General features: G+C 67.9%; 19 protein-coding genes. 13 read left to right on the top strand and 6 right to left on the bottom strand.

The window, feature by feature from the left end; translation table 11 throughout:
• Positions 1-32: 32 nt before the first annotated feature.
• The 5 genes from JNUCC0626_RS11260 (at position 33) to JNUCC0626_RS11280 (ending at position 3,307) form a co-directional block, all read left to right on the top strand.
• Complete coding sequence (locus JNUCC0626_RS11260) at positions 33-389, top strand: hypothetical protein (RefSeq protein ID WP_394619646.1); 357 nt, start codon at positions 33-35, stop codon at positions 387-389.
• Positions 386-1,267 (top strand): WXG100 family type VII secretion target, encoded by an 882-nt coding sequence (locus tag JNUCC0626_RS11265; protein ID WP_394619647.1) that lies wholly within the window; start codon positions 386-388, stop codon positions 1,265-1,267. The genes JNUCC0626_RS11260 and JNUCC0626_RS11265 overlap by 4 nt, the downstream gene beginning before the upstream one ends.
• A complete protein-coding gene (locus JNUCC0626_RS11270) occupies positions 1,264-1,707 on the top strand; it encodes a hypothetical protein (protein ID WP_394619648.1) in 444 nt (147 codons plus the stop codon). The genes JNUCC0626_RS11265 and JNUCC0626_RS11270 overlap by 4 nt, the downstream gene beginning before the upstream one ends.
• A 22-nt stretch (positions 1,708-1,729) precedes the next feature.
• Positions 1,730-2,668: an acyltransferase domain-containing protein gene (locus JNUCC0626_RS11275; protein WP_394619649.1), complete on the top strand. Its 939-nt coding sequence runs from the start codon at positions 1,730-1,732 to the stop codon at positions 2,666-2,668.
• A 63-nt stretch (positions 2,669-2,731) separates the two neighbouring features.
• Positions 2,732-3,307, top strand: a complete 576-nt coding sequence (locus tag JNUCC0626_RS11280; protein WP_394619650.1) for a dihydrofolate reductase family protein — start codon at positions 2,732-2,734, stop codon at positions 3,305-3,307.
• Here JNUCC0626_RS11280 and JNUCC0626_RS11285 read toward each other — a convergent pair.
• Entirely contained in the window at positions 3,294-4,247 is a 954-nt protein-coding gene (locus JNUCC0626_RS11285) for a glycoside hydrolase family 6 protein (protein ID WP_394619651.1), read from the bottom strand. The two genes, JNUCC0626_RS11280 and JNUCC0626_RS11285, sit on opposite strands and share 14 nt — an antisense overlap.
• Before the next feature lie 93 nt (positions 4,248-4,340).
• On the bottom strand, positions 4,341-6,560 hold the full coding sequence (locus tag JNUCC0626_RS11290; RefSeq protein ID WP_394619652.1) for a glycoside hydrolase family 9 protein: 2,220 nt from the start codon (positions 6,558-6,560) through the stop codon (positions 4,341-4,343).
• A 305-nt stretch (positions 6,561-6,865) separates the two neighbouring features.
• Here JNUCC0626_RS11290 and JNUCC0626_RS11295 point away from each other — a divergent pair, with 305 nt between their 5' ends.
• The 6 genes from JNUCC0626_RS11295 to JNUCC0626_RS11320 all read left to right on the top strand — a co-directional run bounded on the left by JNUCC0626_RS11295 (position 6,866) and on the right by JNUCC0626_RS11320 (position 12,932).
• Positions 6,866-8,149: an extracellular solute-binding protein gene (locus tag JNUCC0626_RS11295; RefSeq protein ID WP_394619653.1), complete on the top strand. Its 1,284-nt coding sequence runs from the start codon at positions 6,866-6,868 to the stop codon at positions 8,147-8,149.
• A complete protein-coding gene (locus tag JNUCC0626_RS11300) occupies positions 8,149-9,111 on the top strand; it encodes a carbohydrate ABC transporter permease (protein ID WP_394622015.1) in 963 nt (320 codons plus the stop codon). Before JNUCC0626_RS11295 ends, JNUCC0626_RS11300 begins: the two co-directional genes overlap by 1 nt.
• Positions 9,108-9,935 carry a carbohydrate ABC transporter permease gene (locus JNUCC0626_RS11305; RefSeq protein WP_394619654.1) on the top strand — a complete coding sequence of 276 codons (828 nt, stop codon included), beginning with the start codon at positions 9,108-9,110 and terminating at the stop codon, positions 9,933-9,935. Before JNUCC0626_RS11300 ends, JNUCC0626_RS11305 begins: the two co-directional genes overlap by 4 nt.
• The gene (locus tag JNUCC0626_RS11310) at positions 9,932-11,251 is read left to right on the top strand and encodes a GH1 family beta-glucosidase (protein ID WP_394619655.1); all 1,320 of its coding nucleotides are present in this window, start codon (positions 9,932-9,934) and stop codon (positions 11,249-11,251) included. Before JNUCC0626_RS11305 ends, JNUCC0626_RS11310 begins: the two co-directional genes overlap by 4 nt.
• A gap of 56 nt (positions 11,252-11,307) precedes the next feature.
• A complete protein-coding gene (locus JNUCC0626_RS11315) occupies positions 11,308-12,306 on the top strand; it encodes a LacI family DNA-binding transcriptional regulator (protein ID WP_394619656.1) in 999 nt (332 codons plus the stop codon).
• Positions 12,307-12,392: 86 nt separating this feature from the next.
• Positions 12,393-12,932: an RICIN domain-containing protein gene (locus tag JNUCC0626_RS11320; RefSeq protein ID WP_394619657.1), complete on the top strand. Its 540-nt coding sequence runs from the start codon at positions 12,393-12,395 to the stop codon at positions 12,930-12,932.
• Positions 12,933-12,993: 61 nt separating this feature from the next.
• On the opposite strand, the gene cynS is transcribed toward JNUCC0626_RS11320, so the two are convergent.
• The 3 genes from cynS to JNUCC0626_RS11335 all read right to left on the bottom strand — a co-directional run bounded on the left by cynS (position 12,994) and on the right by JNUCC0626_RS11335 (position 14,981).
• A complete protein-coding gene (gene cynS, locus JNUCC0626_RS11325) occupies positions 12,994-13,437 on the bottom strand; it encodes a cyanase (protein WP_394619658.1) in 444 nt (147 codons plus the stop codon).
• Positions 13,437-14,597 carry an NAD-dependent formate dehydrogenase gene (locus tag JNUCC0626_RS11330; RefSeq protein WP_394619659.1) on the bottom strand — a complete coding sequence of 387 codons (1,161 nt, stop codon included), beginning with the start codon at positions 14,595-14,597 and terminating at the stop codon, positions 13,437-13,439. The genes cynS and JNUCC0626_RS11330 overlap by 1 nt, the downstream gene beginning before the upstream one ends.
• Before the next feature lie 117 nt (positions 14,598-14,714).
• The gene (locus tag JNUCC0626_RS11335; RefSeq protein ID WP_285640604.1) at positions 14,715-14,981 is read right to left on the bottom strand and encodes a UBP-type zinc finger domain-containing protein; all 267 of its coding nucleotides are present in this window, start codon (positions 14,979-14,981) and stop codon (positions 14,715-14,717) included.
• Positions 14,982-15,037: 56 nt separating this feature from the next.
• Between JNUCC0626_RS11335 and JNUCC0626_RS11340 the strand changes: the two genes are divergently transcribed.
• Together JNUCC0626_RS11340 and JNUCC0626_RS11345 are read left to right on the top strand one after the other, a co-directional pair.
• Positions 15,038-16,705 (top strand): FAD-dependent oxidoreductase, encoded by a 1,668-nt coding sequence (locus tag JNUCC0626_RS11340; protein WP_394619660.1) that lies wholly within the window; start codon positions 15,038-15,040, stop codon positions 16,703-16,705.
• Positions 16,705-18,108: an ATP-binding protein gene (locus tag JNUCC0626_RS11345; RefSeq protein WP_394619661.1), complete on the top strand. Its 1,404-nt coding sequence runs from the start codon at positions 16,705-16,707 to the stop codon at positions 18,106-18,108. The genes JNUCC0626_RS11340 and JNUCC0626_RS11345 overlap by 1 nt, the downstream gene beginning before the upstream one ends.
• Here the strand turns inward: JNUCC0626_RS11345 and JNUCC0626_RS11350 are convergent.
• Positions 18,105-20,735, bottom strand: a complete 2,631-nt coding sequence (locus JNUCC0626_RS11350; RefSeq protein WP_394619662.1) for a P-loop NTPase fold protein — start codon at positions 20,733-20,735, stop codon at positions 18,105-18,107. The two genes, JNUCC0626_RS11345 and JNUCC0626_RS11350, sit on opposite strands and share 4 nt — an antisense overlap.
• Positions 20,736-20,738: the final 3 nt, after the last annotated feature.

A 20,738-nucleotide genomic window follows, 5' to 3' on the forward strand; every position in this document is an offset into this window, starting at 1 on the left:
TCGCCGGGCGAGCGTGGGCGACTTCTCCGGTTATGGGAGAGAAGTTCCACGTCGAGCCGGATGAGCTCCGTGGGTACAGCGGGCTGCTCGATCGTCAGGCAGAGCACTTCCTGACGATCCGGGAGCACGCGATCGAGAAGGGCGGGGACACGTCCGGGTTCACCGGGCTGCTGTCCCTGCTCGATCCCGTCGTGATCGGGGTCGCGCAGCTCTACGGCGAGACGCTGACGGCGGCGAACGAGAAGATGGGCCAGGACGCCGAGTCGCTGGTCAAGGCCGCCCACGCCTACGAGAAGGCGGACGAGGTCGGTGTCTGCCTGATCGACTCGGCGACCGGGCAGATGGAGGCCCCGTCGTGGCTGGGCCGGTTCCTGGGGCTGGGCGGATGAGCGCCGGAGTCTGCAACGGGTACCAGGACGTCGAGGACCCGAACGTCGCGTTGCGCGCCGCGCCAGAGGACCGGCCCGGACGGCAGACGGTCAAGGAGCTGATCGAGGCCGCCGGGTGGAAGATCCAGGGCGTCAACTGGATCTACCAGCAGGTGACCGGCGACGACCTGGTGCGCGACCTGGTCATGCCGCTGGCGGGCGACTTCGAGAAGATCGACGCGAACGCCGCCGCGTGGGACCGCATCGCCAAGGCGCTCGACAACGTGCGGCACAACGTGAACAACGGCATCGAGGAGCTCTCGCCGCACTGGGACGGCGGCGCGGCGCAGAGCTTCGAGAACCGCATGCGCCGCACGTGGACCACCGCGATCGAGTGGGACTCGCAGATCGCGAAGTTCATCGGCGACCGCTTCAAGAACATGGCGAGTTCGTGCCGTTCGGCCGCGAAGCTCGCGCTGACGTTGCTCGACAAGATCTGCGACAAGCTGATGAAGGCCGCGATGACGGCGTGGATCCCGCTCGTCGGCTGGGGCCGGGCCGTGTGGATGGTCTACGACGTGGTCAACATCGTCGACCAGGTGCGCAAGCTCATCCAGTCGATGCAGACGCTGATCGAGGGCGTCAAAGGCATGATCAACGGCATCAAGCTGATGGGCACCGCCCTCGCGCGCATCCCGGACGTCCGCGACGTCAACGACTTCTTCGACGTGGTCGACGCGTGGCAGGACGGCAGGGAGAAGTTCAGCGACGGCGCGTCCGCGGCGGGCAGCGGCGCGTGGGGCGTGGCCAAGAGCGGCTACAAGGCGCGCAGCAAGTTCAACGAGACCGCGAAAGAAGAACGCTGGGCCGACAAACCCGCTTCGGGCGGTGCGGAATGACGTTCCCCTACGACAGCGCCCGGCAGCAGTTGCAGGCGTGGCAACAGGATCTCGACGCACGCGGCGCGCAACTCGAGAAGGTCGCGCTGGAGGCGTCGCGGGTGCAGAGCCGCGGTGCTGACCTCTCCCCCGCCGACATCGCGGAGATCGAGAAGTTCGCGAAGTCGAAGGACGCGCCCAACGCGTTGAAGGACCTCCAGCGCAAGGTCGACTCGGGTGCGTTGTCCTGGCAGGACATCGCGTCCGGCCGGGCCGTGCGCGACCCCGACGTGCAGCGGGCGATGCAGACCAGCATGCCGTCGTTGAAGCGCGCGTACACCGGGATCAAGGAGGGGCAGAACCTCGACGAGATCGTGGCGGCCGGGCAGCAACGGGCCAGGCCGTCGCGCGGTGACTACGACGACGATCTGCCGAGCGACTTCACGGAGGACGCTTTCTAGCGCGCGTCGGTAAGGTCGTGCCGTGGAGCTGAAGGAGACCGCCACCCTGCTCGGTGTTCCCTTCGAGGAACTGGACCGCGTGCACGACCTCGCCGGCGACCGGCCGTCCGCTCCCCTGCCCGCCTTCGCCGAGGCACCCGCGCTGCTCGAACGGCTCGGGGTGCCTGCGGATGACGCCGCCGAGATCCTGGCGGGCTGGCCCGGTTCTCCACTGTGGACACCGGAGCTGGACTGGTTGCTGGACCGGTCGATCGCGCTGGTCCGCGCCGACCTCGGCGGCTTCGAGTGGTTGCCGCCAGGCCCGGAGCTGCCCCGCGAACGCGGTCCGGCGTGGCGGTACTTCTACGTGTACGTCTACCTTGCGCTGGTCGGCGTCGTGCGCGGCTATCACCGCGAACGCGGCATCGCCGACTCCGATTCGGGGAGGACCCTCGCGGACCTGGGCCGCAACCTCGCGATCGATCGGCGCATGGGTGGTGAGGGCTGGCCGGTCATGCAGAGCTGGCTGACGCTGCACGTGCGCGGCGGTGTCTACCAGCTCGGCCGGTTGCAGCACCAGCGCGGTGCCACCGCGATCTCGTTGCACGTGCCGGACGAAGGACCGTTGGCACCTGAGGAGGTCGACATCTCGCTCGACGCGGCCCGCGCGTTCTTCCCGCTCCACTTCCCGGACGAGCACTACACGGCGTTCTCCTGCGGGTCGTGGCTGCTGGACCCGCAACTCCTCGACCACCTGCCCGCCGACTCCAACATCATCCGGTTCCAGCGGAGGTTCGAGCTGGAGCCCCACGAGGAGTTGGAAGGGATCGACGCCGACGTCGAGGTGCTGCGGTTCGTGTTCCGGACCCTGACCACACCGCTCGACCGGCTGCCCCGCCGCACGTCGTTGCAGCGCGCGGTCCTCGACCACCTCGAGGCCGGTCACCACTGGCAGTGGCGGGTCGGAAAGTTTTCTTTCTAGGTGTCGAAACCGCGTCTCGCCGTTCGTGTAGAGGGTGACTTCGACTTCCTAAGGGGTGCGGTGATGCGTTCAATCTCGGCAACGATGTTCATGACGCTCGACGGTGTGGTGCAGGGTTTCGGCCGCCCGGACGAGGACACCCGCGGCGGGTTCACCCACGGCGGCTGGGGTGGGGCGTACAGCGACGACGTGCTGGCCGCCGAAATGGGCAAGGGCATGGTGCAGAGCGGGGCGATGCTGTTCGGGCGCCGCACGTGGGAGGACTTCATCGGGGTGTGGGCGGGGGCGACGGACGGCAACCCGTTCAGCACGCACATGAACGCCGCCCGCAAGTACGTGGTGTCGTCGAGCTTGGAGGACGCGGCGGCGTGGGAGAACTCCGTGCTGCTGCGGTCGGTTGACGACGTGGCCGCGCTCGACGAGGACCTGTCGATCATCGGTAGCGCGGCGCTGGTGCGGTCGTTGCACGCGGCCGGGTTGATCGACCGGTACACACTGGTGATCCACCCGCTGACGCTCGGCACCGGCGCGCGCCTGTTCGACGGGAGCGCGCCGGTGACCGAGTTCGAGCTGACCAGCAGTGTCACGACCACCAAGGGTGTGATCGTCGCGACCTACGCGCGGATCACGTCCCGTTGATCAGCCGGACGGCCAGGTCCGGGTTGAACGTGCCGGCCGGGGTGGACGGCGCGATCCCGCACGGACCGTCCGACACGCCAGGTGTCTTGACCCACAACAACATCTCGGCGCCGCCGCCCGTCTGGGCGGTCACCCCGAGCTTGGCGCCTGCCGGGTTGCACCAGCCGTTCGGGTCGGAGTTGCGCCCGTTGGCGTTGCGGCTGGTGTCGACCACGAACGGCTTCGCCGCCGGCAGGAAGCTGTTGACCTGGTTGGCATAAGTGATCGACTGGCTGGTCGTGTAGTAGTTGGACACGTTGACGGCGAACCCGCGGATGTTGGCCACGCCGGCCTCGTTCAGCCGGTACGCGATCGTCGACGGGGTGCCCCAGCCGGCGTTGCCCGCGTCGAGGTAGGCGTAGGTGTTGGGCGCCTTGGCTTTGAACTGCTCGGTGGCGTACTTGAGCAGCCCGGCCATCTCGTCGCGTTGCGCCTGGGTCAGGCAGCCGTACGCGGCGAGCGCGTCCGGTTCGATGATCACGACCGCGGGTTTGGTGCCGATCCCGGCCGCGAAGCTCGCGATCCAGGTCCGGTACGCGCCCGCGCTGCCCGCGCCGCCGCCGGAGTGGCCGCCGCACGCGTCCCTGTTGGGGATGTTGTAGGCGACCAGGACGGGGAGTTTGTCCTGGCCGTCGGCGGCGCCGGTGTAGTTGGCGACGGTCGAGGCGATGTTCGTGTCGTTGCCGAACCAGCGCGCGATCGGCTTGGAGCTGATCGAGTTCTGGATCTGGGTGCGCCGCGAGTCGTTCGGGTTGTTCTGCACCCAGGTGGCCGGAGCCGAACCCGGGTTGACGTACCAGCCGCTGGTCAGGCTGATCGGACTGGCTGCTGTGGCAGGGGTTGCGGGTGACAGCAGCAAGACCGCGCAGACGGCGACCGTGGAACGGACAATCCACCGCACTGTGGATCTCCTCTCGGACGGGGACCTTTCCTCTCACCCGCCGCGGGTCCCCGCCCGCACGACGGTGTGCGGGCGGGGAGGCGGCGGGAGTTCTCAGCGGGTGTCGGCGAACGCCGCCACCCAGGCGAGCGCGGAGTTCCAGTTGATCGCGACCTCGTTGGTCGACCAGGACCCCAGCTCGTCGATGTAGCACTTCGCCGGGGCGCAGCCGGGCAGGTTCTGCTGCGCGACCGGGTCCTGCAGGCCCGAGTTCGGGCCGCCCGCGAGCGATCCGGCGGGCGGGTTCGGGTAGGCGGCGTTGACCGAGTGCGCCCAGTGCCGGTGGTGCTGGTTCTTGCTGGCCTGCTCGCCGTAGCCGCTGACGAACGACTGGTTCAGGCCGTTGCGGCCGAGCAGGTAGTCCATCGACTCGAGCACGCCGTCGCTGTACTTGCGGTTGAGCGTGGTGTCGTAGGCCATCGCCATGATCATCGACGCGGTGAGCGTGGCGCTGGTCGAACCCCAGGCGTACTGGCCGTCGGCCGGCTTGGAGGGATTGGGGTAGCCCTGCGACTTCAGGTCACGCAGGTGGCCGTCGGCGACGTTGATCAGCCGCGCGCGGGCCGTGATCACGCGGTCGAGCGGGAACTTCAGCGGCAGCCTCATGATCGTGAGGTCGGCCAGGCCGCCGGTGTCCTTCCAGGAGAACCCTGCCGAGGTCAGCTTCGTGGTGACCTTGTTCAGGTACTCGCGCTTGCCGGTCGTCGCGTAGAGCTCCGCGCCCGCCCAGGAGAACTCGTCGGTGACGTTCGTGTCGTCGTAGGCACCGCCGCCGACGCTGTCCTCGTCCGGCGCGTACTTCGCGGGGTTGGCCAGCGCGGCCTTCCACGCGGTCTCGGCCGCGGCGAGGCACCGGTCGGAGAAGGCGCGGTCCCAGATCTTGAAGACGCGGGCGCACTGGGCACCGGCGGCGGCGAGGTTCAGGGTGGCGGCGGTGGACGGGGCGTGCAGGTAGCGCGGCTGCGGGTCGTTGCTCGGCAGCATCGGGTGGCCGGTCCAGGCCAGGTCGTGGATCTTGTGGTGGGCCATGCCCGCGAGCGGCTTCCCGGCCGGGACCTGCATCTTGAGCAGGAACTCCACCTCCCAGCGCGCCTCGTCGAGCACGTCGGGCCGCCGGTTGTCCTGCTCGGGGATGCTGAGCAGGCCGTCGCGGATGCCCTCGATGTCGAACGTGTAGAGCGAACGCTCGTAGGTGTCCATCAGCTGCCACGCGGCGAGCGCGCCGTTCACGACGTACTTGCCGTGGTCACCGGCGTCGTACCAGCCGCCGCTCACGTCCAGGGTGTAGTCGCACTCCCCCGGCAGGCACGGCACGGAGATGTCGCCCTGGTTGGGAGCGGCGCCGACGTGACCTGCCGGCCGCGCGTAGGCGTCACCGACGTACTTCGCCTCGATCGGGGTGCCGCTGCGGTTGTGGTAGAAGTACGCCAGCGAGTCACGTCGTAGCTGGTCATAGGGCTTGTCGGTGATGTCGAACGGGTAGCTGCTGTCGGTTCCGACAGTCATGCTGTAACCGCTTCCAGCCTTGCGGTAGGACGAGAAGTCGGCGATGTGCACGTCGTCGCGCGTCATCGCGTCCTTGCCCTTGACCTGCGTCCTTCCCGTCTGGACGACCTTGCCCGCAGCGTCTTTGAGCTGCCAGTCGAGCGGGGTCGTGGAGCTGCTGACGATCGAGGCGCGCTTGCTGCCCGCCGTCGGGTACGCGTACTGGTTGGTGCGCACCGGCGAGCCGTAGTCCCAGCCACCACCCGGCGCGACGATGCCGCCGGTCAGCGACACGTCGTCGATGCACAGCGTGTAGGGCTCGGCGGACGCGCCACCGGCCTGGATCGCGACCTGGCCGCCGGTGCGGGTGGCCACTGTGGACGTTCCGGTGAACTCGAACGTCTTGGGGGTGCTGGTGAGCGCCGCCGGCTTGTTCAGCACGGTGGTGTTCGGCGGAGAGGCGAGCGCGACCGCGGCCCTGACCGTGACGTTCTTCGTGGCGGAGGCGGTGAAGCGCAGCGTGTAGGGCTGGCCGGCTTCGAGCGGGACGTCGTTCTGGCCGATCATCGCCGTCCACGGGTTCGCCGTGCCGCCGGGGATCTGCGCGCACAGCTTGCCGTCGGCCACTGTGGACGGAGCGATTCCGCTGCTCCACCACGGGGTCTTGACCGAGTCGAACGTGCCGTTGAGCACGCGCTCGTAAGCCTCCGCGGCGTGGGCGGACGGCACGAGCGCGCCTATCAGGACCAGCGGAAGGCCGACCGCTGTCAGCCTGGTTTTCACGGACATACCGGAGCCTCTTCTGGAGTCGAAGGTCGTCCGGCACGACCGCAGCGTCGGAGCGAATGTTCACCCACCCGACTCGCGGTGTCAACGACCCCGCGTCATCGAAATGTGATCGGGGCGAGGTCTTCCCATCCCGATGAACTCGTGGTTACAGTCCTGTAAGCGCTCACAGTCTCCCCCGATCCCGCTGGGCGCACACCGGCCGAAGCCGCAGCGTCGCAGCAGTTGAACGGTGTTCCAGGGGTCCGTGAAGCAGCCAATTTCAGGTGTTAGCGCTTGCGGACCATCCGCCGACTGGAGGTACTTCGATGGGTGTTCGACCAGGGCGCGCTCTGCTCGCCACGACTCTGCTCGGCTCGCTCGTGGCCGTGTCCGCGTGTGGTGGCGGTGCCGCCGACTCCGCGTCGGGGGACGTCACGCTGATCGTGAAGACGTTCAGCCAGTTCGGCTACGACGAGCTCTACAAGGAGTACGAGGCGAGCCACCCCGGCATCAAGATCAAGGAAGAGAACATCGGCAAGCTCGGCGACTACACGCCGAAGCTCCAGCAGTGGCTCGCCACCGGCAAGGGCGCGGGCGACGTCGTGGCGATCGAGGAGGGCATCCTCTCGCAGTTCATGGCGAAGCCCGACCAGTTCGTGAACCTGCTCGACCACGGCGCCAAGGAACTCTCCGGGAACTTCCTGCCGTGGAAGTGGCAGCAGGCGTCCACTTCGGACGGCAGCAAAGTCGTCGGCCTCGGCACGGACGTCGGCGCGCAGGGCATGTGCTACCGCAAGGACCTCTTCGAGGCCGCCGGACTGCCGACCGACCGGGAGGCGGTCGGCGCGCTCTGGCCCACCTGGGAGAAGCACCTGGAGACCGGCAAGCTGTTCAAGTCCAAGAAGCCCGACATCGGCTTCTACGACTCGACCGGCAGCGTCTACCTGAACATGCTCATGCAGTCCGGCGACCACACCTACTACGACGCCGCGAACAAGCTGGTCATCGACTCGAACACGGCCGTCAGGACCACCTGGAACTCCTCGATCGACATGGTGAAGGCCGGACTCTCGGCCAACATCGAGCAGTGGAGTCCGCAGTGGAACGCGGGCTTCAAGAACGGCACGTTCGCCACGATCCCCTGCCCCTCCTGGATGCTCGGCACGATCGAGAAGCAGGCCGGGCCGGAGAACAAGGGCAAGTGGGACGTCACCCGCGTGCCCGGCAACGGCGCGGTGCGCGGCGGCTCGTTCCTCGCGGTGCCGACGCAGAGCACGCACCAGAAGGAGGCCGCCGAGCTGGCGAAGTTTCTGACCAGCGCGAAGGGCCAGACCGCGGCGTTCAAGGCGAAGAACAACTTCCCGTCGTCCCCGCAGGCCATCGACGACCCGGTGGTGCAGGACTTCAAGAACCCGTACTTCAACGACGCGCCCGTCGGCAAGATCTTCGGCGACAGCGTGAAGGCGTTGAAGCCGGTCTACCTCGGCCCCGACAACAACGCCATCGGCGACCGCGTCGGCAACGCGCTGCTCGCCGTGGAGCAGGGCAAGCTCCAGCCCGACGAGGCGTGGGCCAAGGCCGTCGACGACGCGAAGCGCCTGGCCAAGTGATGGTCGACCTGAAGCCGCGCCCGGCCGTTCGCAAGACGGCCGGGCGCACGCCCCCAGAACGACCACGGCTGCGGGATCGCGTCTCGCGCGTCGAGGTGCGGTGGTCGCCCTACCTGTTCATCGCGCCGTTCTTCGTGATCTTCGCGGTGTTCGGGCTGTTCCCGCTGGTCTACACGGCCTGGGTGTCGTTGCACGACTGGGACATCACCGGCGCGGGCGCGTTCGTCGGGCTGGACAACTACGTCACGTTGTTCGCGGACCCCGACTTCTGGAACTCGGTCTACAACACGGTCGGCATGCTCGTGCTGGCCACCGTGCCGCAGCTGCTGATGGCGTTGGTGCTCGCGAGCCTGCTCAACCAGCACCTGCGCGCCGTCACGTTCTTCCGGATGGGCGTGCTGCTGCCGATCGTCACGTCGGTCGCGGCCGTCGGCATCGTGTTCAGCCAGATCTTCGACCGCGACGCCGGCATGGTGAACGGCCTGCTGGGCCTCGTGAACGTCGACGCGGTCGACTGGCGCGCGGACAAGTGGTCGTCCTGGACGGCGATCTCGACCATGGTCAACTGGCGGTGGACGGGCTACAACTCGTTGATCTACCTCGCGGCCATGCAGGCGATCCCGCGCGACCTCTACGAGGCGGCCACTGTGGACGGTGCGGGCAAGATCCGGCAGTTCTGGAGCATCACCGTCCCGAACATCCGGCCCGCCATCGTCTTCACCGTCGTCATGTCCACCATCGCGGGCATGCAGCTCTTCACCGAGCCGCTGATCTTCGGCCAGGGCAGCTTCGCGATCTCCGGCGGCAGCCTGCGCCAGTTCCAGACGGTGTCGATGTACATGTTCGAGAAGGCGTTCCGGGACTTCGACTACGGCTACGGCTCGGCCGTCGCGTGGATGATCTTCCTGCTGATCACGCTGCTCGGGGCCGTCAACTTCCTGATCACGCGGAGGTCTCGTTGATCACGCGCAAGACCCAGCCGCTGCTCTACGCGACGCTGCTCCTCGGCATCGTGCTGTCGGCGTTCCCGCTGTACTGGCTCTTCGTCGTCGCGACCCGCTCCAACGACGTGGTCGGCGACTGGCCGCCCCCGCTCGCGCCCGGCGGGAACCTCTGGGACAACCTCGGCAGGCTCTTCGCCGCCGAGGACGCGAACTTCCTGCTGGGCATGGGGAACTCGCTGCTGACGTCGGCCGTCGTGACCGTGTCGGTGGTGTTCTTCTCGTCGCTGGCCGGGTTCGCGTTCGCCAAGCTGAAGTTCTGCGGCCGCAACGGGCTGCTGCTCGTCATCCTCGCCACCATGATGATCCCCGTGCAGATGGGCATCATCCCGCTGTACATGATCATGGTCGAGCTGGGTTGGCAGAACCGGATGGAAGCAATCATCGTGCCCGCGCTCGTGTCGGCGTTCGGCGTGTTCCTGATGCGCCAGTACGCCGAGCAGGCCGTGCCGGACGAGCTGATCGAGGCCGCGCGGATCGACGGGTGCAGCACGTTCCGGATCTTCTGGTCGATCGTGCTGCCGGCGTTGCGGCCTGGCGCCGCGGTGCTCGCGCTGACCACGTTCATGGGCACGTGGAACGAGTTCCTGTGGCCGTTGGCCGTGCTGGAGGCGGACAACCCGACCGTGCAGTTCTCGCTCTCGCAGCTCTCGACGACCTACTACACCGACTACACGCTCATGTTCACCGGAGCGCTGGTCGCGACCGTGCCGCTGCTGCTGGTGTTCATCGCGTTCGGCCGTCAGATCATCGGCGGCATCATGGAGGGGGCGGTCAAGGCATGACCACGTTCGTACCGGATTTCCTCTGGGGCGCCGCGACTTCCAGCTACCAGATCGAAGGTGCCGCTGACGTCGACGGCCGTGGTCCGTCCATTTGGGACACCTTCTGCGCGACGCCGGGCAAGGTCGACAACGGCGACACCGGTGCCGTGGCGGCCGACCATTACCACCGCTATCCCGAGGACGTCGCGATCATGCGCTCGCTCGGGCTCGGCGCGTACCGGTTCTCGATCGCCTGGCCGCGCGTGCAGCCGCTCGGGTCCGGCGCGGTCGAGCAACGCGGCCTCGACTTCTACCGCCGTCTCGTGGACACGTTGCTGGACAACGAGATCCAGCCGTGGCCCACCCTCTACCACTGGGACCTCCCCCAGCCGCTGGAGGATCTTGGCGGCTGGCCCGAACGCGACACCGCGCTCCGGTTCGCCGAGTACGCGCAGATCGTGCACGAGGCGCTGGGCGACCGCGTGACACACTGGACGACGTTGAACGAGCCGTGGTGCTCGGCGTTCCTCGGCTACGCCACCGGCAGGCACGCGCCGGGCCGCCAGGAGCCCGCAGCGTCCGTCCGCGCCGCCCACCACCTGCTGCTGGGCCACGGACTCGCGGCACGAGCCATGCCCGGCGCGTCCGTCGGCATCACGCTCAACCTCACCCACGTCACGCCGGGCACGAGTGCTGCTCCCGACGTCGACGCGGCGCGACGGATCGACGGCCTGCAGAACCGGTTGTTCCTCGACCCCGTGCTGCTCGCCGAGTACCCGGCCGACGTGGTGGCCGACCTCGCTCCGGTGACTGACTTCTCCTTCGTGCAGGAGGAAGACCTCAAGACCATCGCCGCGCCGCTCGACTTCCTGGGCGTCAACTACTACTCCCCCATGCTCGTCGGCCACGGTTCGTCGTCCGGCCCGTCCGCCTACGTCGGTTCCGAGCACGTCTCGCACCTCGACGGCGGCCGCGCCCGCACGTCGATCGGCTGGGAGATCGACGCCCGCGGCCTGCTCGACCTGCTGGTGCGACTCGACCGCGACTACCCCGCGATCCCGTTGTACGTCACCGAGAACGGCGCCGCGTTCGACGGCGTGCAGGACGCGGATCGCGTGGCCTACCTCGACGGTCACGTCCGGGCGTGTTGGGCGGCCGTGTCGCGCGGCGTCCGGCTGCGGGGTTACTTCGCCTGGTCGTTGCTGGACAACTTCGAGTGGTCCTACGGCTACGCCCAGCGCTTCGGCCTGGTGCACGTCGACTACCAGACCCTGGACCGCACGCTCAAGGACAGCGCGCACTGGTACGCGGCCCTGATCCGGCGTGGCGGACTGTGAGCGCTTACAGAGTTGCTACGCTGCCCGTACGCCGACGCACACAGGGGGACCCCACGATGACCAGACCTCCCACCCTGGAGGAAGTGGCGCAACGAGCGGGAGTCTCCACCGGCACCGTGTCCCGCGTCATCAACAACGCCCGCCACGTCAGCGAGAAGTCCCGCCTGGCCGTGCAGAGCGCCATCGCGGACCTCGGCTACGTCCCGAACACGGCGGCCCGCTCCCTGGCCACCCAACGCCGAGGCGTCGTCGTCCTGGTCATCTCCAGCGACGACCCGGCCCTGTTCGCGAATCTCTTCTTCGCCGAGGCCATCACCGGCGTCAACGCGGCGTTGGAAGAAACCGACCTGCACCTCATGCTCCTGCTGGCCGCCTCCCAACGCGGTCGAGACAGGTTCGCCCAGGTGATCCAGTCGCGCGGCGCCGACGGCATCATGCTGCTGGCGTTGAAGGAGAACGACCCGCTCTCCAAGATGGCGGAGGACAGCGGCCTGCCCGCGGTGCACGGCGGCCGCTCCCTCGACCGAGCCCCGCAGTGGTACGTGGACGCCGACAACCGGGGTGGTGCCCGCACTGCTGTGGAGCACCTCATCGTCAAGGGCCGCAAGAACATCGCCACGATCACCGGTGAGTTGGACACCCACGCCGGTATGTCGCGTTACATGGGGTACCGCGAAGCTGTGGTGTTGGCGGGGTTGAGCGATCACCGGGTGGCACATGGCGATTTCAGCGAACCCAGTGGTGCTGCTGGGATGAAGTTGTTGTTGGACGACCATCCTGATCTGGACGCGGTCTTCGTGGCCTCTGATGCCATGGCCACCGGGGCGTTGACCGTGCTGCGTTCTGCGGGCCTGCGGGTGCCGGAGGACGTTGCGGTGGTCGGGTTCAACGACATCGTCACGGCGCAGCACACTCAGCCTGCGTTGACCACCGTGCGCCAGCCGATCGAGGCGTTGGGGCGGGAGATGACTCGGATGTTGGTCAGGTTGTTGAACGGGGAGCAGCCTACGTCGCTGATCCTGCCGACTGAGCTGGTGGTGCGCGACTCGGCCTGATTTTCCCGGTACCGCAACGGTGTTCAGTCGATCAACTGAGGTTTGACGCGCCTCGCCGAGGCGGTCGACCCTCTGGAGGCGCGGCGGTGGGCCGCGCTCCTGGGGAGGTCGAGAACGTGCCGAGTTCACGAGCGAGAAAACTTCTGGCCAAGGGTGCCGCCGTCGTCGCGGTGGCCCTCAGCGCGATGTCCGGCCTGATCGGCACCGCGGCGGCGAATCCCGAGACACAACTCGCGTCGGACGCTCAGTTGTTCATCAACTCAGGTAGCGGTGACGGTTGCATGGACCTGACTTCCTACGCGGCCGGCACGCCGGTGTCGCTGTACCGCTGCAACTTGGCGATTACCAGGAGCCAAGTGTTCCTCACCTCTGGAGACGGGACGATCCGCAGCCTCCACAACGGTTACTGCTTGGACCTGCGCTCCTACACGACCGGTGCGGTCGTGCACATACAGCCGTGTCACCAAGGCGCCAGCCAGAAGCGGCACTTCTGGGGGGACAGGACAATCTCGCCGAACAGCAGCCGCACGTTATGCATGGACCTGACTTCCTACAACAACGGAACGCCCGTGACCTTGCACCCGTGCAATGGTGCCCTCAGCCAGGTGTGGCGAAGCCATTCCTGACCAGGTGAACGAAGTGCTGCCCGCCATCGCCGTGACAAACGAGATGGCGGGCAGCACGGGTTCACCACTGGTAGGGCAGGAACTTCCCGTCCAGCGTCACGACCACGCGGTCGCCCGCCGGGTCCTCGACGCGTTCGACGTTCATCCGGAAGTTGATCGCGCTCATGATCCCGTCGCCGAACTGCTCGTGGATCAGTTCCTTGATGGTCGGGCCGTAGACCTGCACCACCTCGTAGAACCGGTAGATCGTCGGATCGACCGGCACCGCCGTCTCCAGCGCACCCCGCGAAGGCTGGGCCACCAGCGCCTCGACCTGCACGGGGGACAGTTCCAATAGCTTGCCCGCGACAGCGGCGGCGTCGACCGGCACCGGGTGCTGGCCCAGCAACGCCGCGGTCGTCCACACCAGCGGGCGGTCGAGTGCCTCGGCGATCGCCGCCCAGGTCAGTCCCAGCCGGGTCTTGGCGGCCAGGACTGCCTGTGCCGCTTCGGGTTTCGCGGTCATCAGCTGTTCGTCGAGTAGGAGTGGGCGCCGGTGCCGGCCAGCTTGCCGCCGTCGACGATCAGGTACTCGTCGCGGATCGGGGTGCCGGCGAAGAACGACTCGAGGATCTCGCGCGTGCCTGCGGCGTAGCGGGCCTGGGCGGACAGCGAGCTGCCGGAGATGTGCGGGGTCATGCCGTGGTTCGGCATCGTGCGCCACGGGTGGTTGGCCGGGGCGGGCTGCGGGAACCACACGTCGCCCGCGTATCCGGCGAGCTGGCCGCTCTGCAGGGCCCTGACGACGGCGTCGCGGTCGGCGATGCGGGCGCGGGCCGTGTTGATCAGGTAGGCGCCGCGCTTCATCGTCGCGATGAGTTCGTCGTCGAAGAGGCTTTCGGTTTCCGGGTGCAGGGGTGCGTTGATCGTCACGACGTCGCAGTGCGGGACCATGGCGGCCGCGCTCTCGTGGAACGTCAGGTTGTACTCGCGCTCCACGCTCTCGGGCAGGCGGTGGCGGTCGGTGTAGTGCAGGTGCATGTCGAACGGCGCCAGGCGCTTGAGGACCGCGAGGCCGATGCGTCCTGCCGCGACGGTGCCGACGTGCATTCCTTCCACGTCGTACGAGCGGGCCACCGCGTCGGCGATGTTCCAGCCGCCGTCGAGCACGATCTGGTGGGACGGCACGAAGTTGCGCACCAGGTTGAGGATCGACATCACGACGTGCTCGGCGACGCTGATCGAGTTGCAGTACGTCACCTCCGCGACCGTGACGCCGTGCGCGATCGCCGCGTCCAGGTCGACGTGGTCCGAGCCGATGCCCGCCGTCAGGGCGAGCTTGAGCTTCGGGGCGCGCGCGATCCGTTCCGCCGTCAGGTAGGCGGGCCAGAACGGCTGGGAGATCACGACGTCCGCGTCGGCGAGTTCCCGGTCGAACACCGAGCCGTCGCGGTCCTTGTCGGAGGTGACGACGAGCGTGTGGCCCTGGCTCTCCAGGTACTGGCGCAGGCCCAGCTCACCGGAGACGCTGCCGAGCAGGTGGCCCGGCGTGAAGTCGATCGCGGACGGCGTGGGCAGCGTCTGACCGCCCGGGTAGCCGTCGAGGTGCGGCAGGCCGTCCCTCGCGTAGGTCTTGGGGTAGCCGTTGATGGGGTCGTCGTAGAGGACGCACAGGACCTTCGCCATTGCAGGTCTCCCTTGCCGGATTCGGTGAGGTCGAGCGATTTCGACCTTCCTCCGGCAAGGGATCCGCTGTCCAAACGAACGTTTCTATTGCCTGATAGTCCTCAGCTATCAGGCGGGTCAGACGAGGGTGTTGTCCACGAAACACCAGCGCCAGGTCTCCCCCGGCTCGAACGAACGGATGATCGGGTGGCCCTCGTCGGCGAAGTGCTTCGAGGCGTGCTTGGCGGGCGAGGAGTCGCAGCAGGCGACCTTGCCGCAGCCGAGGCACAGGCGCAGGTGCACCCACCGGCCGCCGACGGCCAAGCAGTCCTCGCAGCCCTCCAACGTGGACGGTGCGGGCTCGGCGGGAAGCTCGGCGACGTGTGCACAGGTCTTGGTGGTCACGCGACGACGGTACCTCTGTTGAGGACATCGACAAGTTCTGGTGTTTGACTGGACGCATGACGACTGCCGGTCGCGTCGCGCGGCCTTCGATTCTCACGGTGGACGACGACCCTGCCGTGTCCCGGTCGGTCGCGCGCGACCTGCGCCGTCAGTACGGCGAGCACTACCGGATCGTGCGGGCGGAGTCCGGGGCGCAGGCGCTGGACGCCCTGCACGAGATCAAGCTGCGCGGCGAGGAGGTCGCGGCGCTGCTGGCCGACTACCGGATGCCGCAGATGAGCGGCATCGAGTTCCTCGAACAGGCGATGGACGTGTTCCCGCAGGCCCGCCGGGTGCTGCTGACGGCGTACGCGGACACCGACGCGGCGATCCAGGCGATCAACGTCGTGGACCTCGACCACTACCTGCTCAAGCCGTGGGACCCGCCGGAGCAGAACCTCTACCCGGTGCTCGACGAGCAGCTGCGGGCGTGGGCGGTGAGCGACCGGCAGCCGCCGCAGCGGGTGCGGGTGGTCGGGCACCGGTGGTCGCCGCGGTCCTACGAGGTGCGCGACTTCCTGGCGCGCAACAGCGTGCCGTTCGTCTGGCACGCGCTCGAGGAACCCGAGGCCCAGTGCCTGCTCAAGGCCGCGCACCAGGACGGGACGACGTTGCCGATCGTGGTCACGGCGCAGGGCAAGGCGCTGGTGGACCCGTCCGACGCGGACCTCGCCGCCGAGGTGGGGCTGAGCACGCAGCCGTCGGCCGACTTCTACGACCTGATCGTCGTCGGCGGTGGGCCCGCCGGGCTCGGTGCCGCGGTGTACGGCGGGTCCGAGGGGTTGCGGACCGTCCTCGTGGAACGGATCGCGACCGGCGGACAGGCGGGCACCAGCAGCCGCATCGAGAACTACCTGGGCTTTCCCGACGGCGTGTCCGGCGGCCAGCTCACCGAACGCGCCCGCAGGCAGGCGGTCAAGTTCGGGGTCGAGCTGCTGACGACCCGTGACGTCGTCTCGCTGGAACGCCGGGGTTCCGCCCGCGTGGTGCGGTTCGGCGACGGCACGGAACTCGCCGCGCACACCGTCATCCTCGCGACCGGCGTCTCGTACCGGCTGCTCGACGCGCCGGGCCTCGGCACGCTCACCGGGCGTGGTGTCTACTACGGCGCCTCGACCACCGAGGGCCCGAACTGCGCCGGTCAGGACGTCTACCTGGTCGGCGGCGCGAACTCGGCGGGCCAGGCGGCCGTCTACTTCTCCGGGCACGCGCGCAAGGTCGTGCTGCTGGTGCGCGGCGACGGGCTGGAGCAGTCGATGTCGCGGTACCTGATCGACCAGCTGGACGCGATCCCGAACGTCGAGGTGCGCACGCACACCGAGGTCTGCTCCGGCACGGGCGAGGACCACCTCGAAACGCTCACGTTGCTGCACAACAAGACCGGCGAGCGGACGACGGTCGAGGCCAGCTGGCTGTTCGCGTTCATCGGCGCCGCCCCGCGCACCGACTGGCTCGACGGCACACTGGAACGTGACGACCGCGGCTTCCTGCTGGCCGGGCCCGACCTCGGCACCACCCCGCCGGGCTGGGACCTCGGCCGGGCGCCGTACCACCTGGAGACGAACGTGCCGGGCGTGTTCGTGGCGGGCGACGTCCGCGCGGACTCGGTCAAGCGCGTCGCGTCCGCCGTCGGCGAGGGCGCCATGGCCGTCACCCTGGTCCACCGTTACCTGGAGAGGTCCTGATGGACAGGCTCACCACCGCGGAGCTGCGCGAACTGTTCCTCTTCGAAAAGCTCGACGACGCCCAGCTGGAGTGGCTCGCGTCCCACGGGCACATCGAGACGCGCGACGCGGGCACGCCCGTGCTCACCGAGGGCGACGCCGCGACGTGCTTCTTCGTGCTGCTCGACGGCACGGTCGCGCTCTGCCGCACGATCGGCGGCCAGCGCATCGAGGTGAGCCGCAGCGACCAGCGCGGCTCGTACTTCGGCGCCACCCAGGCGTACCTGGAGCTCGACCAGCCGACCTACCAGATGACCGTCGAGTCGATCACCGCCACGTCGATGCTCCAGTTCGACGCCGACGAGTTCGGCCCGATGATCCGCACGTGGTTCCCCATGGCGATGCACCTGCTGGAGGGCCTGTTCTGGGGCATGCGCAACACCCAGGCGACGGTGGGCCAGCACGAACGCCTCACCGCCCTGGGCGCCCTGTCCGCAGGCCTCACGCACGAGCTCAACAACCCGGCCGCCGCAGCCGTCCGAGCCACCGCCGCCCTGCGCGAACGGGTGGCGGGCATGCGGCACAAACTCGCGCTGCTGGCCCAGGGGGCGCTCGACCCGGCCGAACTGCCCGCATTGGTGAAGCTCCAGGAGAAGGCGGTCGAACAGGTCGCCAAGGCACCGAAGCTCAGCCCGCTGGAGACCAGCGACGCCGAGGACGAGGTGTCCGACTGGCTCGACGACCACGGCATCACCGGCGGCTGGGAACTCGCGCCCGTGCTGGTCGCGGGCGGCCTCGACGTCGAGTGGCTGGAGACGTCGCTGCTGCCGTGCTCGGCCGCGATCACGGGCTCGGCCGTCTACTGGCTGCGGTACACGGTCGAGACCGAGATGCTGATGAACGAGATCGAGGACGCCACCACCCGCGTGTCCACCCTGGTCGGCGCGGCCAAGCAGTACTCGCAGATGGACCGCACGCCGTTCCAGGTCGTCGACGTGCACGAACTGCTCGACTCGACCCTGGTCATGTTCGGCGGCAAGCTCGGCGACGTGCAGGTGGTCAAGGACTACGACCGAGGGCTCCCCCGCATCTCCGCGTTCGCCGGCGAGCTCAACCAGGTGTGGACGAACATGATCGACAACGCCCTGAGCGCGATGGGCGGCTCGGGCACGTTGACCGTGCGGACGTTCCGGCAGGAGCACTACCTGGTCGTGGAGATCGGCGACACCGGGCCTGGTATCCCCGCTGAGGTGAAGAGCCGGATCTTCGAACCGTTCTTCACCACCAAGCCGGTCGGGGAGGGCACGGGGCTCGGGCTGGAGATCTCGTGGCGGATCGTGGTCAACAAGCACCACGGCGACATCCGGGTCGAGTCGGTGCCGGGCGACACGCGGTTCCAGGTGCGGCTGCCGCTGGAGGCCTAGACCAGGCCGGACCTCTGCTTGTGGCCGTTCGCGTGCGTTTCCCGCCTGCCCGTGAGGGCGGGCGGGTACTCGAGCACGTCGAACCCCCACGCGTGCCGGAACCGCGACACGCCCTGCCAGGCAACGCTCGGGCTCGTCGCGAAGGCCTGCCGCGCCGTGGCGAGCGATCCAAGTGACCTGGGTTCGTTGCCGGCACCGGCGACCTGCCACCGTTCCTCGTCAGCGTCATCGTCGAAGAACTCCAGCAACGTGGCCGCGTAGTAGTAGAAGCCAGCGAGCTCCCCGATCAGCCGACACAGCTGCCGGGTCGCCTCGTCCACGGGCATGATGTCGCCCGGCACGATCTCGCCCGTCAGTCGTGCCAGGACGTCGTGATCGATCTCCCGCCGGGCCACCTCGTCGCACGTAGCGAGGAAGCAGCTCATGAGCGGCTCGGCGTCCAACCGCCGCGCCGCGACTACGACCGCACGCGTCTTGCGCCTCACGTCCTCCGACACCAGCCGCTTCGCGATCACCCGGAGACTCGTGGGCGGCCGCTCCTGCTGGCTGTCGAGCATCATCCGGACAACCCGGATCAGGTCACGAGGCAGACCGCCCGATAAGGTGAAACACAACTGCTTGAACGGAATCGGCACCAGCACCCGCCGGTCGATCGTCGCGGTCGCCTCCACGGTGCTGAGGTGGTCGAACCAGACGATCTCGTCGAAGGTGCTGTCGAAGACGTCGCGGAACGGCAGTCCGCGCCGTTCGAACGTGCTCATCGCCTCCTCGGACACCGACACGAGGAAGTAGACGTTCTTGATCCCGAAGATCCCCTTGATCTCGTTGAGGAACTGCTCGGCCGCCGTCTCCGACTTCATCTTGTCGAGTTCGTCGATACCGATGATGACCCGGCCGCGGTCGTGCGCGACCTCGGCGAGGAAGCTCCTCAAGGAGTCCACGATTTCGGGCAGGTGCATGGGTTGCCGGACGAGGCCGCGGGCCTTGCTCAGCGCACCCTCGATGCCGATGGGCAGTTTTACCGTTCCGGTCGCGGTCGTGGTGTAGGTCTGCTGGTAGCGGATCTCTTCGAGCCGGTCGGCCGCTCTCGCCCGCAGCGATGAGCCGTATTCCAGATTCCGCCGTTGTCGCGGAACCAGAGTGCTCTCACGGGCGAGTGTCACGAAGCTGACAGAAAGACCCGACAAGAGGAGCGCCAATCCCCACAACTGACTGGGCGCAGCAGTCTGTATCTCTCGGCTGAAGCCGTACACCACCATGCCCAGCGCCGCCACCAAGAATCCGGAAGACATCACGGCGATGATCCGATTGGCGCGGCGACGCTCGGCACGAGCGCGTTCCCAGAGGAATCGCATGTCGCGTTCTTCGCCGAGCACCTCCATGCACACCTTCGAGTAGAGGTGCAGGAGAAACTCTCGCGCCGCGTACTCCACGGGCGCGGCGACCATCGTCGCCAGCGTCTTGTCCGGATTGACGCAGTAGGACTCCATCAAGGTCGTCTTGCCCGAACCTCGCGACCCCGCCAGTCCGATGCTGCCGCCGGGCATGCCCTTCAGCAGGACGCCAACCCTCGCTGCGGCGGCCGTCGGAACCCGGTAGAGGCTGTCGAACACCTGGCTGATCCCCGGCGCGTCGGGGACGTTCAGCTGTACCGAGAAGTCGTCGAGGTGCCTGGAGATCTCACCTCTCAGGAACGGGAGGACGTGTTCCTGCACCAACGACTCGATCAGCGCCTCCTGCCGCCACGTGTGAACGGCACGCACTTCCTCGACCGTCGGCCTCCACCTGCCCACCAGCACGATCAGGCCGCTGGCGGCCAGGACGACCTCGCCGGCGATGACGAAGACCAGATCGGGCGTGCCCGTCAGCATCTTCATCGAATCGATCTGGCTCACCAGGAAAAACATCACCGGCACGCTCACCGAGGTGGCCGCGAGCAGCCAAAGACCCAGGAGATCTCTACGGCGACCAACCCCTCTGTTCAGGCCTGCGAGCAGCGGTGCAAAGACCAGCGCACCCGTGAACGCGCTCGCGATCGCGAGCCAGCCCGCCTCGTCCGCTCCCTGGACCGTCTTCAGCTCGTCGCCTCGCACCACCCGCACGACCTCCAGGTAGAAGAGCGCCACGCCAATGCCGATGAGCAGAACCGGGCTGGGGACGTCACCTCGCCGGCGTGCCCGGTGCGCACGCTTCTTCTTCGCGGTTCGGCGATCTCCCGAGTCGGTCAGGAACACCAAGGCCGCCAACCCGAAGAACATCTCGACCACGACGAGCACGGAGACGCTCACGACGGTGTTGGACGCGCCGGGACCAGCACGTTGAAATCCCAGAACGATGAGCAGCAGCCCTACCAGCGGCAGCAGGCAGTACGTGCGCCAAGACGTGACGAAGTTCCACATCACCCGCCCTGGCTTGCCCAACGCCTCCACGCGTTCGACGCGTTCGATTGAGATGTCGAAGGCCTTGACCTGCTCTCGGAGTTCGTCCCAGATCCGGTCCGACTCGCGCAGGCATCGCTCCCGGAGTACTTCCCCAGTGATCGACTTCGTCTCGCTCAACCCTCGCTGGATCTCGTCACCGGCGAGGGCCTTGTCCAGTTCCTCGGCAAAGAGTTCGTTCCGGCTCATGGG

Source organism: Lentzea sp. JNUCC 0626, from assembly GCF_043632865.1.
Classification (GTDB): Bacteria; Actinomycetota; Actinomycetes; order Mycobacteriales; family Pseudonocardiaceae; genus Lentzea.